This window comes from Sphingomonas faeni (assembly GCF_024273235.1).
GTDB lineage: Bacteria > Pseudomonadota > Alphaproteobacteria > Sphingomonadales > Sphingomonadaceae > Sphingomonas > Sphingomonas faeni_A.
The window spans coordinates 1-13,664 of sequence record NZ_JANBVH010000063.1 but is presented as its reverse complement, the minus strand read 5'-3'; the positions used below and the strand labels follow the sequence as shown (position 1 = coordinate 13,664).

Annotated in this window: 11 protein-coding genes; 6 read left to right on the top strand and 5 right to left on the bottom strand. The window is 65.5% G+C overall.

Annotated features, from left to right (window positions below; translation table 11 throughout):
* The coding region (locus NLI89_RS21025; RefSeq protein ID WP_254688710.1) for a hypothetical protein at positions 1 to 243 on the top strand (243 nt) is incomplete at its 5' end.
* A gap of 568 nt (positions 244 to 811) precedes the next feature.
* Entirely contained in the window at positions 812 to 1,300 is a 489-nt protein-coding gene (locus tag NLI89_RS21020) for a DNA -binding domain-containing protein (RefSeq protein ID WP_254688709.1), read from the top strand.
* Positions 1,301 to 1,325: 25 nt separating this feature from the next.
* Here NLI89_RS21020 and NLI89_RS21015 read toward each other — a convergent pair whose 3' ends face one another.
* Entirely contained in the window at positions 1,326 to 1,892 is a 567-nt protein-coding gene (locus tag NLI89_RS21015) for a helix-turn-helix domain-containing protein (protein ID WP_254688708.1), read from the bottom strand.
* Between NLI89_RS21015 and NLI89_RS21010 the strand changes: the two genes are divergently transcribed.
* The 3 genes from NLI89_RS21010 (at position 1,891) to NLI89_RS21000 (ending at position 5,520) form a co-directional block, all read left to right on the top strand.
* Positions 1,891 to 2,766 (top strand): GntR family transcriptional regulator, encoded by an 876-nt coding sequence (locus NLI89_RS21010; RefSeq protein ID WP_254688707.1) that lies wholly within the window; start codon positions 1,891 to 1,893, stop codon positions 2,764 to 2,766. The two genes, NLI89_RS21015 and NLI89_RS21010, sit on opposite strands and share 2 nt — an antisense overlap.
* A 289-nt stretch (positions 2,767 to 3,055) precedes the next feature.
* A complete protein-coding gene (locus NLI89_RS21005; RefSeq protein ID WP_254688706.1) occupies positions 3,056 to 3,730 on the top strand; it encodes a lasso peptide biosynthesis B2 protein in 675 nt (224 codons plus the stop codon).
* The gene (locus tag NLI89_RS21000; RefSeq protein WP_254688705.1) at positions 3,727 to 5,520 is read left to right on the top strand and encodes an asparagine synthase-related protein; all 1,794 of its coding nucleotides are present in this window, start codon (positions 3,727 to 3,729) and stop codon (positions 5,518 to 5,520) included. The genes NLI89_RS21005 and NLI89_RS21000 overlap by 4 nt, the downstream gene beginning before the upstream one ends.
* Positions 5,521 to 5,522: 2 nt before the next feature.
* Here NLI89_RS21000 and NLI89_RS20995 read toward each other — a convergent pair whose 3' ends face one another.
* From NLI89_RS20995 to NLI89_RS20980, 4 genes are all read right to left on the bottom strand, one after another.
* The gene (locus NLI89_RS20995) at positions 5,523 to 7,934 is read right to left on the bottom strand and encodes a S9 family peptidase (protein WP_254688704.1); all 2,412 of its coding nucleotides are present in this window, start codon (positions 7,932 to 7,934) and stop codon (positions 5,523 to 5,525) included.
* A gap of 26 nt (positions 7,935 to 7,960) precedes the next feature.
* On the bottom strand, positions 7,961 to 11,047 hold the full coding sequence (locus tag NLI89_RS20990) for a TonB-dependent receptor (RefSeq protein ID WP_254688703.1): 3,087 nt from the start codon (positions 11,045 to 11,047) through the stop codon (positions 7,961 to 7,963).
* 82 nt (positions 11,048 to 11,129) lie between these two features.
* The gene (locus tag NLI89_RS20985; RefSeq protein WP_254688702.1) at positions 11,130 to 12,134 is read right to left on the bottom strand and encodes a FecR family protein; all 1,005 of its coding nucleotides are present in this window, start codon (positions 12,132 to 12,134) and stop codon (positions 11,130 to 11,132) included.
* A gap of 12 nt (positions 12,135 to 12,146) precedes the next feature.
* Positions 12,147 to 12,695 carry an RNA polymerase sigma factor gene (locus NLI89_RS20980; protein ID WP_254688701.1) on the bottom strand — a complete coding sequence of 183 codons (549 nt, stop codon included), beginning with the start codon at positions 12,693 to 12,695 and terminating at the stop codon, positions 12,147 to 12,149.
* A 118-nt stretch (positions 12,696 to 12,813) separates the two neighbouring features.
* Between NLI89_RS20980 and NLI89_RS20975 the strand changes: the two genes are divergently transcribed.
* Positions 12,814 to 13,017 carry a helix-turn-helix domain-containing protein gene (locus NLI89_RS20975; RefSeq protein ID WP_254688700.1) on the top strand — a complete coding sequence of 68 codons (204 nt, stop codon included), beginning with the start codon at positions 12,814 to 12,816 and terminating at the stop codon, positions 13,015 to 13,017.
* Positions 13,018 to 13,664: the final 647 nt, after the last annotated feature.

The window sequence follows — 13,664 nt, the reverse complement described above, 5'->3', positions numbered from 1 at the left end:
ACACCTTGCGTGAGGGAATCCCAGGCGCAAATTCTTGATTGGCATCGCAACCTCGAGCGGGACGTTGCCAACACGGTCTCGATCCATATCGCTGCGGGATCGCCATGCTACATCACCGTCGTAGGCACGGTTACGAAAAGTGCCGCTCGACGACGTCCACTGGTGCGTTTTGCCATTACAGAGCAAGCTCGATCAAGGAACCTTGATACGGCACAATCCGGTTGGGAGCGAAGCGACGGATGACGTCGCCGTTAGCTTACAGATCTGCATGGACGCGCCCAATCAACACGCGTCATCCCCATATTAGTTAATTTTATCATGTTGATTGCGTGTAAGACGCGGAAATTCTGCGGGTATTGCTCGATGTCTCTGCGCGTAGAAGGCAGGGTGGGCGCGGAATCACAAAGTGCTTTCCCATTTGCTGTCGAAAATATGCTGAATATATGACAGCCGCCGCAAAGGCTGTCTGACTTCTGCTCGTGTAGCAGGAGCGTCTTCATGGCCGTGCATCTTCCGTTCCCGCCGCTGGTCTCGCGCGGCAAGCCCTCGCTCGACAGCCTCTGCGATCCCTCTGCCTTTGCTTGGGAAGTCTTGCGTCGTCGCGCCGACTATTGGCCAAGTGGCGATAACGTCGGCGCAAAACATGTCGAAAAAGGTCAGCACCCGATCGAACTTCTGACCGGGGTCCCGCCCGACCCGATATGGGGATTGCAGTTTCGCAGAGGACCCCGACCGCCCCGTCAGCGATGCCCGGATCTTCTGGCGCCCGGACCTCGATCCATTGGCAGTCATAGTGCATGCGGTACCTACAATGCGCGGCGACCCTGAGGGTTTTGACCTTATGGCGTTGCCACTCCCCGCCACGCATCTCTCGATACCGTCTTCAGGCGAACAGCTGCTGTTAGGTAGAGGCCCGCGGTCGATCCGTATCAGTATCGCTAAAGGAACGCTGCTCGACGGCCCCGTCAGGCTTGCGTACCAGCTCGGCGACACCGATCGACTGGAGCTCCGGCTGCTGGCGTTGCGCCGTCTCGCGGGGTTTCTGCGACACCGGCGTATACCGGAGGCCCTGTACCCGGTCGGCGCCAAGGCCCGACGCTGGATGGATATCATTGCCGTGCTCGATGCACTGGCCCACGGTTGCCCTCATCGCGCCATCGCGCAAATCCTGTTCGGCGAGCGGCTGGTGAGCCGAGACTGGACGGGCGGTTCGGACTATCTGCGCACCCGTACCCACCGCTTGGTCTGTGGCGCACGCAAACTCGCAGGCGGCGGCTATATCGATCTAGTCCGCCGCTGAAATAGCCGCTGCTCCACGCAGCCGCTCAAGATTCATCCTTGCGCGATGCTTCGGCTTTGCGATCACTGCGGTTGACCATACGCTGACGCAGCGCACTCAAACCGATGGAACCGGTTCTGCCTGCAAGCCAGTTCTGCAGGAAGCGCTCGCGATCGTCGAGCTTGGCCCCGAACTCCTTGAACAGCCTGTCGAACCCGCCCGCCAGATTGGGCGGATCGAGATAGGCGATATCGCCGCGCCGCTCGTCAGCGAATTGCTCGAAATACATCATCATGATCATGCAGAATTTCGTGTCCGCACAGTCAATCGCCAGGTCGGGTTGGCCGAATATGGCGCCAAGCAGCAGCGCGAAGGGGTCCGCGTCCGTTGCCTCAGCGAAAGCGAAGAGCCGTTGGTGGGTGAGCGGCCCGCGGCCAGATTCGAACTCCTGGTAGGTGCGCAACGGCATCCCCAGCGCGATTGCAATGTCACTCGCTGTCATGCCCCGCTTCTTGCGGATCGCACGCAGCGATTGCGTCAGTATCCCCGCGCCACCGTCGACCTCGATCGGAGAGTGTTTCATACCAGCGCCCCCGTGCGCCAAACCGGTCATGCACCCGCGTATCGCCTTCGAAACGCATCGCGAGCCGCGTGCGTTTATTACAATCACACGCGATCTGTCATCAAACTGTTATGCGCGCAGCCATAAAGTCGCCGGTGATCGCTCGACCGTTGTTCGGCTAGAGCGTGGGGGAGGCGCCGATACGGCGTGGTCTCTCTGCCGCGCGGTCGCGTTCGCGCCGCCGAAAACCAGCGAGATGCGGCGACGCCGTGCCGATTTGGCGCCCCTGCATCGACATGGCGCCGTGCCATCACCGAGGATCGTCGCGAAGGGAGATGTGGCGATGCCGGATCGAGTGGGGCGCGCGAAATTCGATGATCTTTATGCGCTGGTGTCAGCCATGTTGGCAGACGGTCGTTACCGCCCCGGCGATCGCATCGGGCTCAAGGATCTGGCGTCCCGGCTGCACGTCAGCGTGACCCCGCTTCGTGAGGTCCTGTCGCGCCTCGTCGGATGCGACATCGTGACGGAACGTCGGTCCGAGGGCTATTATCTGGCGCGGTTCGATGCGCGAGATATTGCGGACCTGTACCGCCTCCACTGCGCCTGCATCGAACGAGCATTGGTTGAGGCTCCAGGGATGCCCCTTGCCGTACGGCAGGCGGATATATGGGAGACGCTCCGTGCGATCGTGGAAGCGTCCGGCAACACGATCTTGTCCGACGTGCATCGCTATCTTGATGGGCGTCTCAAACTGATCCGGCGTGCCGAAATTGCCTTGCTGGGCGGCACTGAATCTCTTGCGGCCGATCTTCGTCAAACTCTGATCGATCAAGACCTCGATATTGCCAGGGGCAAAATCCATGAAATCTATAAGCAGCGGATCAGCATTTCAGCCGAAATTGCGCTGTTACTTGGACGTTGATCGTGAAGTTAGGAAATATTTTTCAGATATAGCTTGGATGGGTCTTTCTGATGGCGCGAGATTGTCAATGCCACTGCCGAGTCGCAGTGGAAACACAAGCAAGGAAAGGTTGTTATCATGACGAAAGAACCACAATCCGCGCCCAAACTGATCGTGCTGGGCTCTGCACGGCGTCAGACCAAGGGTACGCCGATCGGCGCCCGTCAGGAATCGCTGATGGTCGGCTATTACGACTGACCAAGGCTGCGGCACCGGTCTTGAGGCCGGTGCCGCATAGCGAGGAACCGCCATGGCGCCCCGATCCGACGATCTTCTCGACTCCCTGGCGCTCGCCGATGGTGTGCACGCCGTCCGATCGTCGGACGGCATCGTCTTTCTCGATATCGATCGTGACGCCTATTTTTGCGTGTACGATCCTTGCGACGCCGCATGGCGCGATAGCGGTCCCACATCCCTGGAAACGGTACGCAGCCAATTGGTGGACCAAGGCCTTGTGGCCGATGCCCGGCAGCATGGGATACATTCTTCGGCGCGACCGATCACGCCGTTCTGGCGCGAAGCGCCGGTAGACCATCGCTCGCCCGGCGTCCGGGATATTGCTCGCTTCCTCCGTGCCCTGGTCTGCACCGCGTGGCGCTTTCGCCGTTCGTCCTTCGCCCAGATGATCGCGCATGCGCAACAGGGTAGTGCGGGTGCGCCACAATGTTCCCTTGCGGTCGCGACTGCCTGTTTCGACCGCCTCTGCCTATGGCTGCCGTTTCGCATCCAGTGCCTGTTCCGGTCTTACTTCCTGCTGCATTTCCTGCGTCGTTACGGGCTGCGCGCCGACTGGATCTTTGGCGTGTCGCTCTTCCCCTTTCACGCGCATTGCTGGCTCGCCGATGGCGATCTTTTGCTCGGCGAACGCACCGGCAAGGTGGAAGGGTTTGTAACGATATTCCAGATCGAGCGCGCCAGCGCATGACCGGCTTCATCGCGTATCGCTGGCGCGTGGACGATCCGCCTGCCGATCAGTTGGCAGCACGGCTTCGCACCGTAGCGCTCGACCAAGGTTGGCAGGCTGTCCAGGACGGGCCTGGATGGGCGGTGCTGGCGCAAGCGGCGCCTGGTCCTGCCTACGCATCCAAAGTGGTCGACGACCACACGGTCGTCATCGGTTCAGTGTTCGATCGTACCGCAACCGAACAGGGACGTGTTGCTGATGGTGTCGTTCCAGATGGCAGCCAAGACTTCGCCATGCTGTGCGATCACCTGACGACGCGGTGCTGGGGCGCGTATGTCGCGTTGCAGATCGAGCCAGACGACAGGTCCTCTCTCGATATCTTCCGCGATCCCGTCGGCATGCTCGATTGCGTCATTTGGCAGTGTGGAGGCATGCATATCGTCACGTCCATGCCCGAGCCATTCATCGCCCACGCGCCGCCGGTCGGTCTCGCGATTGACTGGCTGCGGGCGGCGGCCCTGCTCAGGTTTCCCGGCTCGGTCGGCGATGCGCTGCCGCTCGTCGGCGTCGAAGCTGTCCCCTCAGGGGTAAGACTGGCGCTCGCCGGAAACACACGGCGAACAACGTATCTTTGGACGCCGGCCGAGTTCGCGCGACGGCCTGTGCCGCCAGCGCCGCCAGCGCTGCCCGCCATGATCGATGCCTGCATCGGCGCCTGGCATTCCCGTACCGGAATTGCGATCGCCGAAGTGTCCGGCGGCCTGGACTCGGGCATCGTCGCTGCGGGCCTTACCCGGTCGGGTCGCGATGTCGCCGGCTGGTTCCATTATCATGCCATCGACCGCGACGGCGACGAACGCGTCTATGCGCGTGCCGTCGCCGCGCATCTGGGCCTGCCGCTCCACGAAACCCTTCAGGATCATCGCGTCGTCGACGCGGCGCTTATGGCGGACGTGCCGGTGACGCTGCGCCCGAATGTCGCCAGCCTTAGCGTCTTCCACGATCGCGATCTTGCCGCGCGTGGACGGGCACTGGGCGCCGATACTTTGCTCACCGGCCAAGGCGGCGACGCACTCTTCTTCCAGCCCGCAACGCCGTTGATCGCCGCGGATCTCTGGCGCGATCCGCGGCCCTGGCGGGCAAAGGCCGCAACGATCGCCGATCTCGCTGGCTGGACCGGACGATCGATCTGGTCGGTCCTCGGCACTGTTTTACGCGCACGTATCGCCCCAAGCGCAGTCGCCCTGCCAGACTACCGGGTCGATCTCGTGGCCCGTGACATGCCACGCGACGATCATCCGCTGCGCTGGCTCGACGACACGGCCGCTCTCGCTCCCGCCAAGCAGCTCCAGATACTCACCCTTGCGGCTGGCCGGGCGGCATTCGGCGGATCCTGGTGCGCATCGGCGATGACCGTCCGGCATCCCCTGATGTCGCAACCCTTGCTCGAGCATGTCCTGCCCATCCCTGCGCTCGACCTTACGCAGGGCAAACGCGATCGTGCGATGATCCGGCAGGCCTATGCGGGGCGGCTACCGCCAATCCTGCTCGAGCGCCGCGGCAAGGGCTGCCTCACGCCGTTCTTCGGCCGCATGCTCGCGGCGAGCATGCCGTTCCTGCGCGACTATCTGATCGGTGGCGTGCTCGACCGGCATCATGTCCTTGACCGCGAGACGCTGGCGATGGTGCTCGATCCCGAGCACGTGATGCGGACGAACTGCTATACCGAGATCTTCGTCGTCCTTCTGATGGAGCGCTGGGCACGCGCCTGGTGCGACCGGATCGCGGCGATCGACGCCGCGCGCGCGTGACATCACGGTTCGGGCCGGCGCGGTGCCTCGAAATGGGAATCGAACCAGGCGAACACGCGCGCATAGGCGTCACGGACATTGGCCGGGCTCATCAGCACATGGTTCTCGCCCCAATAGCTGATCAGTTCGGCGTCCTTGCCCTGGCGGTAAAGCGCGGAAAACAGCTGCTCGCCTTGCTGGAGCGGCGTGAAGTCGCGGTCGCTCGCCAGAATCAGCATCGGTGTCGTGATGCGGCCGATATGATAGATCGGGCTGTTCGCGACATAGCGCGCCGGGTTGGTCCAGGGGCTCGCCTCGAGATGAGGCTGCCCCGTCTCGGTCCAGCCGGCCCAGGGCAGGATTCCCAGGCCATAGCCCGGGTTCATCCGTGCCGTCGGGGCGAACGTCCCCTGGAAACTCGTCAGATCATAGATGCCGCTCGACACGACGATCGCGTTGAAGCGATCGGTCTCGGTGGCGACCGTCGCCCCTGTATAGCCACCATAGCTGTGGCCCCATAGCCCCAGGCGTGCAGGGTCGGCGTCGCCGCGCGCGATCACCGCGTCGACTGCCGACAGGATTTGCCCTGCAAAGTCGAACGGCGCGATATCGGTGGGCGCAAGACCGGGCATGCTCGGCAGCAGCACTGCATAGCCATGCCCGACGAGCGCGGGGACATTGGTATAGGTGCGTCCGATGCCCGGATTCCAGAGCGCCGGTGCCGTGTCGCCGTACACCGTGCCCGCATATGGGATGACGATCAGCGGCGGCTTCCGGCCGGAGGGGGCAGGGGCCGGCAGGTACAGCCAGCTCGTGACAGTCCCTCCGCCGGGAAGGCGGTGGCGTACCGGCACGGGCGCGCGCACCGCCACATCCGCAAGGCCTGCGTTGATCGTCGCGACGGCCAGCGGCAGCCGGTCGGCCGCCACGACGAGCAGATGCGCTACACCATTGGGCAGTGTTTCGGTCACGATCGCGACTTTTGTCTGCAGGCTGGCGGCTACGGGACGCGCCGCACCGGCCGTGCGAACCACGAACCGACGCGCATGACGGGCTGGCAGGTCGATCAGTATCCCGTCCGCCGTTCGTCGCCAGCCCAACAGGTGTGCGTCCGAATCCCGCGTCGCCGCGCCTGTCCCGAGCGCCATCACGCCGTCCATGCCCGACAGCGCTGACTGCACGCGGCGCGTCCCCAGGCGCCAGCCACTATCCGCCGTCAGCATGATGGGAGCCGAACCCGACGCTGGCGCCAGCGTCGACGATGGGCTGGCGATCGCGGCCGTCAGCACCGCGGATCCGCGCCGTCGCAACGCATACCAGTCGGCGCGTGTGGCGCCTGCATCTATGCGGCCGAACAGGATCGGCGTGGACCCGAGCCAGCCCAGGGCGACGGCGTCATACGCGCCCCTGCTCATGATGACCGCCGGCCGGACCCCGCCAAGCGGGACCGGCCTTGCCTGGTGCGACCGCACGTCGGCCACCCAGGGCTGGCCGGTCGACCACGCTTGATCGCCATGCCGGGCATAAAACAGCAGGTTGCGCCCGTCTGGCGACCAGGTCGGTGGATCGAACGGCAGGTCGCATGCCGCGCAGGGCGTCCAGACCTCCCCATCGGTCATGTCCACGACGCGCAGCCGCCGCCGCCGCAGGTCGGCGGACTGGCGGATCGGCGACGTCGTCGTGACGGGTATGGTCTCGCTGGGCTCCGTCAACGCGACATGCTGGCCATCGGGCGACAGGCGTAGCGTCTCGAACGCGCCGCGCGCCAGGATGTGCGTGGTCCCCGTCGCTATGTCGAGACGAAGCAGATGCACCGGCGGTGCCGATGCCGTGATCCCGTCAAACCGTCCGCTGCCGATCGCAGTGACCGTCGGCACCCGGCCTTGCTGCGCCAGGGCCCAGGCCCGCGACACCGCTGTCCGGTCCTGCGCATCGCGCCGCAGGACCCAGGGCGGCGTATCGCCATCCTGGGCCAGCATCACCAGCGTATCGTCCGATGCCCAGGCGAGCGTCGGCCGGAAGTCCGAATAGTCGGGGGCAACCGCGAACCAGCGCACCGCCCCGGTGGCCAGGGTCACGATGCCCAGAGTCCAGCGTTGTCCGTCGAGCCGCCCGACCGCCAGCCGCGTGCCGCGCGGGGAAAAGCCGAGTATGACGATCCCTGCGCCGTGTCCCGGCGGCAAGAGCGGCCTAGCCGTCGCGGGATGCGCGAGATCGACCATGTAGAGTCGGGCGCGCAGCGCCTCCATCGCGTCGAGGTCGAAGCGCGCGGCTGTCTCGAACGGCATTTGCCGTTCGAACACGAGCCAGCGTCCGCCCGGCGCGACCTCGATCCTGCCGAACCCCTCGGTCCGGAGCATGTCGTCGACGCTATAGGTCCGTGCGCCGAGCGGCACTGCGATGGACAGCAGGCACAGCGCCGCAAGGCGCCGCATGGCGCAGAGCAGGAGAGGGGCCATGATTACCAGCGCTTGGTGAGTTGCACCGACACATAGCGCCCGAGCGCATCGGCATTCGCCGCGTCATACCCGACCCCGACCGAGGAGTCGTAGAAGGGTGGCGGGCGGTCGAACAGGTTCCGCGCGGACAGCGCGATCGCCACGCCCTGCAGCGAGCCGGGACCGTCGGGCACCGTATAGCCGAGTTGCAGATCGACCGTTGTCCAGGCGTCAATCGGGGTGCCGAGCAGATCGCGGTACGGTGCGACATAATTGAGGCTAGCCAGCGCATCGACCGGGCCGCGGCGCCAGCCGAGGCTCATCCTGCCCCGCAGGTCGACGGGCTGTCCGACGCGGTTGACGCGGTCGACCGGAATCGAGGTCGGCGTGACCTGTTCGCGGTAATGCAGCAGGTAGGAGCCATTGCCCGACACGGTGAACGTGTTGGCGCCGACCGGAAGGGTGTAGCTGGCGGACAGGTCGATCCCGCTCACATTGACCTTGCCGGTGTTGACGAAGCGCGTGTCGACGATCGCGGCGATGCTGGTCGGCGGGAAGCTGTTGCCGCCGGTAAAGGCCGGGTCGTTCAGCAACGCTGTCACGGTGGCGAGATCGGCGGCGTTGCTGTTCGGCGAGACGAACCGGACGAACGGCACCAGGGTCTGGTCGGTCAGCGCATTGGCAAAGTTCGCACTCGCCGGTGTCGCCACCCGCTGGCTGAACACGGTCCGAAACCATGTCGCATTCAGGTGCAGGCGGGGGACGGCGACAGGATCGAGGTCGAACCCCGCGGTCCAGCTGCGCGCCTTTTCCGGCATCAGATCGGGATTCCCGCCCGAGAGCTGGATCACCGGTACGCTTGTGCCGCCGCGCGACAGGGTCGTGACCGAATATTGTTCCCGGTCTTGGAGCTCGCGCAGGTTCGGTGCACGGAACGACGTGCCGTAGCTCGTGCGCAGCGTCACACCCGTCAGCGGGACCCAGGAGACGCCGACCTTCGGGTTGGTCGTCGTCCCGAAATCGTCATAATGCTCGATCCGCGCCGCGAGCGACACGTCCAGCCGGCGGATCAGGGGTACGGCGTTGGCCGTGCCGACGATCGGCACCTGCATCTCGGCAAAGCCGGCCGTGATCAGCCGCGACGCACGCACAGTGCCGGTCGCCACCGGCAGTGCGCTCGACAAGAGGCTTTCCCCGCTTCGCCGGAATGCCTCGCGCCGCACATCGCCGCCGAGCGCAAGCCTGATCATGCCGCCGGGTACGGACAGGAGCGAGCCATCCGCATCGACATGGCCCGTGAGCACCTGGCTGCGCGTCCGCGACCGCGAATAGCCTTCACCGATGAAATCGAGGATCGCCGCGGCGTTGCTGCTGCCCGTACCATAAGGATTGAAGAAGCCGCTTGTGGCGGTGCTGAACGCGGTGGCGGGATTGTCGGGTATCGCGCCCGTCGCTTCGGCGAGCGCGGCGGTATTGACCAGATTGCGCGACTCGTTGAACTCGCGTTCCTGCGCGAACGCGCCGTAGCTGCGCAGCTTCCAGCTGGACCCGAGATCGGCATCGATCCCGATCGACGTCGCCATCGCCTCGGCGTAACCGTGCGTGTCGATGGGGCCAAGCTCCGGCGCTAGCGAATAGGCGATCAGGTCGGACGACGCGCCCGTCGGCGATACGAACCAGGGATTGGCGGCCGTGATCTGCACGATCGCCGCCGAGCCCGGCAGCCGCGCGTCGAACGAGCGATGCGAATAGCGCGCATCGGCGGTCAGATGGAGCGCGGCGCCGATATCCTGGTCGAGCGTCGCATACAGGCTGTGGCGTTCCTGGCGAGGGATGAGATCGGTATCGGTCCGGGAATTTTGGAGATTGGTCGTGCCCGCCAGGAAGTCGCCGGGCGTCAGTGATCGGCCGTCCTGGCCGCCCGGAATGGCGTAGGCCGCCCCGAGCGCGCCCGTCACCGGATCGATGCCGAGCACGTTGCCCGGCAGGCTGAAGATATAGCGGTGATCGGTCCCGCCAAGACTGCGGGAATCGGTCGAGCGCGCGAACGCCCGGTCGGCACTCGCCAGCCGACCCGCCCGGTCATATTCATAGGACAGCATGACGCCGCCGGTGGTCCATTGCTTGCCGATCGTCTGGTCGAGCTGCACGTCGCGCTTGCCGCCATCCGTCACGCTGCCGAACCGCACCCGGGTCTCCGCCCCCTCGAAACGGCGCTTGAGCAAGATGTTGACCACGCCGCCGACCGCGTCGGACCCGTAGATCGCCGATGCGCCGTCCATCAGCACCTCGACCCGGTCGAGCGCGCCGGTCGGGATGCTGGTCACATCGCTGAACGCGCCTTTGGTACCCGACCCCCCGAGCCGCTGGCCGTTGACCAGCACCAGCGTGGCACCAGCGCCCAGCCCGCGCAGATTGACGCCGGTCGCGAACCCGCCATTGCTTCCCGTCGTATCGGCAAAGGCGAGCGCGCTCTGTTCGGTCGCCATGCCCCCGAAATTGCCTGGCAGTGCCTGCAAGGCTTGCGCGACCGTGGCAAAGCCGCGCCTGTCGAGATCCTCGCGCGTTAGCCTGTCGACCGGGGGCGAGCCCGCCGCGCCGCCGCGCAGATGCGTGCCCGTGACGACGATATCCCCATGTGCAGGCTCCTCTGCCGTCGCACGATCCGCCTTGGACGACGGGCTCTGGCTTCGCTGTGCGACGCTTTGCCCGGTCGGTGACGCCGCACCGGCGCTCGGCTGGCCTGCTGCCGGGGGGCGGTCATGATCGGGTGCACCCACCGGGCGTAGTACGATCATCCGCGGCCCGATCCGGTGCGCCGCGAGCCCGGTTCCGTCCAGCAGGCGGTCGAGCGCCCGGTCCGCCGGCAGCCGGCCATCCAGCCTGGGCGCCTTGCGGCCTGCGATCAGGTCCGTTGAATAGAGCAGTTGCTCGCCCGTCACGGCAGCGAAGGTCACCAGTGCCCGGTGAAGCGGACCCGCCGCAATTTTGAAGGTGAACGAGGGCGCCCCCGATTGCGCCTGTAGCGGGGATGGCACCGCCGCCAGCACCAGCAGGGCGGCGGTGCCGCCGCGCAGACCGGACCACCGCCCCATTTGAAATCCCGTCATGCCCCGTGCCCCTTGTCGTTCCGCCGAGTCCCGGCGTGTGCCGGGGTTTCGGAACAAGAGACGCGCCGGCATGGTGACGACCCTAACCCGGCGACGGCGATTTTTGCGACGGGCGCTCGATAAGGCGGATCGCCCCGTCCGCGTCCCGCTGCGTGGTCAGCGGTAGAAGCGCGGTCGCCGCCGCGACGAAGCTGTCGATATCGCCGACATCGAACGTGCCGCTGAGCCGCGCATCGCCATATCGTGCCGCCCCGAGCCGGACCGGCCTGGGCGTATAGCGGTTCACTTCGACCAGCGCGCGCGCCAGCGTCCAGCCGTCCAGCACAATCCGGCCCTGCGTCCACGCCGTCGCCGTGCCTGCATCCACGACCCGCACGACAGCAGCACGATCGGGACGCAGCACAAGCTGCTGCCCCGTTCGGAGCGTTGCCGGTGGCGCGCCCCCAGCGGCGACTCGCACGCTCCCCTCGACCAACGTCACGTCGATCGCCGCCCCATCGCGGCGCACGGCGAACTGGGTTCCCGTTGCCAGAACGCCGGTGTCGCCCGCCTCGACGCGGAACGGACGCGCGGTGTCATGCGCGACCGTGAAATAGGCCTGGCCCTGCTTCAGGATGACGCTCCGCCCATCACCATCGAAACGCACGACGATCCGCGTGTCCGTGTCGAGCGTGACCTTCGAGCCATCCTCCAGTGCGACAACGCTTTGCTGACCGATCCCGGTCGCATAGGCGTTCGCACTCGGTCGCAGCACCCAGTAGGTCGCGCCGCCGCCGAGCAACAGGAGGACGATCGCAGCCAACGCCGCCAAGGCCGGGCGTAGCGACCAGAACGATGATCGTCGTTTCGCCTTGCGGGACAGCGCGTCCTGCGTTGCGGCCTCGATCGCGGGTCGATCGCCCAGGTCGCCCGCGCGTGACCAGAGTCGCTCGACTGCGTCGAACGCTGCCGCGTGCGTCTCGTCACGTTGCCATGCGAAGAACTGCTGCAGTGTCTCGTGGGACACCGGCAGCGATTTCAGGCGCGCGAACCACTGCGCTGCCTGCGCCTCGACGGCATCCTCACCGTGCTGATCGGTTCCAGTCATGACCGGCGCCACCTAGCCTCGTAGCCTGCTCGTGCAGAATTCCAGAGCCTTGCCCATCCGCCACTCGACCGTCTTCACCGAAATATCGAGGTGCGCGGCAATCTCCGCGTTCATCATATGCCAAAAGCGGCTCAAAGCGAAGACGTCTCGGTACAGGTCCGGCATGGCCAGGATAAGGCGCTCGAGTTCGAGCGCGGCTTCCTGCTCCAGCAGCCCGGTCGACTCCGCCTGCGTTGCGGACCCTGATTGCACGACCGACTGGTGATGCCGCGCACGAACCGCCGCTCGGCGCGTCCCATCGCGGAACAGGTTGATCGCGGTCTGCGACAGGAAGGCACGGGGATGGACGATGACCGTGGCGGGCTGACGCGCCGCGCGCAGATAGGTGTCCTGTACGATGTCCTCCACATCGGCCGGCTGGGCGCGCAGGCGTCGCGTGAGAAACCCGCGCAGCCAGCCCGCGTGAAGACGAAACAGGTCCTCGATCGGTTGATCAGAACGTGTCTGATCGACCAGTTGCTGGTCAAACTTCGGTTTATAGCCGGCCAAAGCAATCTCCATCCGAGCCGGTTGCGAAATCCGCAGGAGTCATTTCGCGTTTGCTGGTTATAGCGCATTCTTGACGAATAGGAACTATCGTTCCTGGCACGATCGTGCCGACGGCAGCGATGGTTCTTGGATGGACCTGAAGGAAACGATGGCGATCAATATGCGTCGTGTCCGGCACCAGAAGGCGCTTACCCAAGAGGAATTGGCTGACCGTGCTGGACTCAGCACTCGATATATTGGTGCAATTGAACGCGCTGATGTTTCGGCAAGTGTGACGGTGCTAGGACGGATCGCCGACGCTCTAGAGGTCAAACCGAGCGTCTTGATCAGCTAACGAGATCCGCCTTCCAGCAACGAAGGCAGCCTTCCCAAAGTAATAAAACCTTACCGCCTCGCGCTGACGCGCGACCGCGCTCTATGGCTCGGCCAGGCCTTCGCCACCGAGCCTCGCGACGCGAGTCTCGGCCAGAGGTCGCGATCGCTGGCGCATCCGGGCCGGCCAGGGACCGGCCCGAAGCAGTCGCCGCGCCGGGCGCGGCGGCGGCGTTGGGTCGGGCCTCTCCCGGTGGTGCGGGTCTGGGCGGCGCTCCCGGCTAGGTCCGCCACAGCCGGCGGCAACCCCGGCGCCCAGCTTGGGGTGCTCCATTGCATTGCGCCCCTTCGGGTGCCGCCGTCCGCTCCTGCTGACCTCTCTGCTCGCATCTTGCCGCCCACCCCCGCTTTCCGGGGAAGCCATGGTGCTTTTTGGGGCAGGCAGGAGGATAGCCATGCGTCCGAAAAGCGAAAACTGTGCCGTGGGACAGCGCGGACAGCACCAAGCCCGAACCGACCGTGCCAATCTCTACGACGAGGTGACCGCGCGGATCCCGACCTTTCGCCTGGCGGCGGATGACGCAGGCGTTGCAGCCACCGTCAGGACGTCAACATGCCGGTACCGCCGACGCACGAGATCGGCGGCACCGGCCCCTCAAATTTCGGCCG

What these genes read in the sequence shown, in the direction of transcription:
- NLI89_RS21020 (WP_254688709.1), top strand. Translation starts at nt 812, where the DNA reads ATGCGCGGCGACCCTGAGGGTTTTGACCTTATGGCGTTGCCACTCCCC.
- NLI89_RS21010 (WP_254688707.1), top strand. Translation starts at nt 1,891, where the DNA reads ATGCACCCGCGTATCGCCTTCGAAACGCATCGCGAGCCGCGTGCGTTT.
- NLI89_RS21015 (WP_254688708.1), bottom strand. Translation starts at nt 1,892, where the DNA reads ATGACCGGTTTGGCGCACGGGGGCGCTGGTATGAAACACTCTCCGATC.
- NLI89_RS21005 (WP_254688706.1), top strand. Translation starts at nt 3,056, where the DNA reads ATGGCGCCCCGATCCGACGATCTTCTCGACTCCCTGGCGCTCGCCGAT.
- NLI89_RS21000 (WP_254688705.1), top strand. Translation starts at nt 3,727, where the DNA reads ATGACCGGCTTCATCGCGTATCGCTGGCGCGTGGACGATCCGCCTGCC.
- NLI89_RS20995 (WP_254688704.1), bottom strand. Translation starts at nt 7,934, where the DNA reads ATGCGGCGCCTTGCGGCGCTGTGCCTGCTGTCCATCGCAGTGCCGCTC.
- NLI89_RS20990 (WP_254688703.1), bottom strand. Translation starts at nt 11,047, where the DNA reads ATGACGGGATTTCAAATGGGGCGGTGGTCCGGTCTGCGCGGCGGCACC.
- NLI89_RS20985 (WP_254688702.1), bottom strand. Translation starts at nt 12,134, where the DNA reads ATGACTGGAACCGATCAGCACGGTGAGGATGCCGTCGAGGCGCAGGCA.
- NLI89_RS20980 (WP_254688701.1), bottom strand. Translation starts at nt 12,695, where the DNA reads ATGGAGATTGCTTTGGCCGGCTATAAACCGAAGTTTGACCAGCAACTG.
- NLI89_RS20975 (WP_254688700.1), top strand. Translation starts at nt 12,814, where the DNA reads ATGGACCTGAAGGAAACGATGGCGATCAATATGCGTCGTGTCCGGCAC.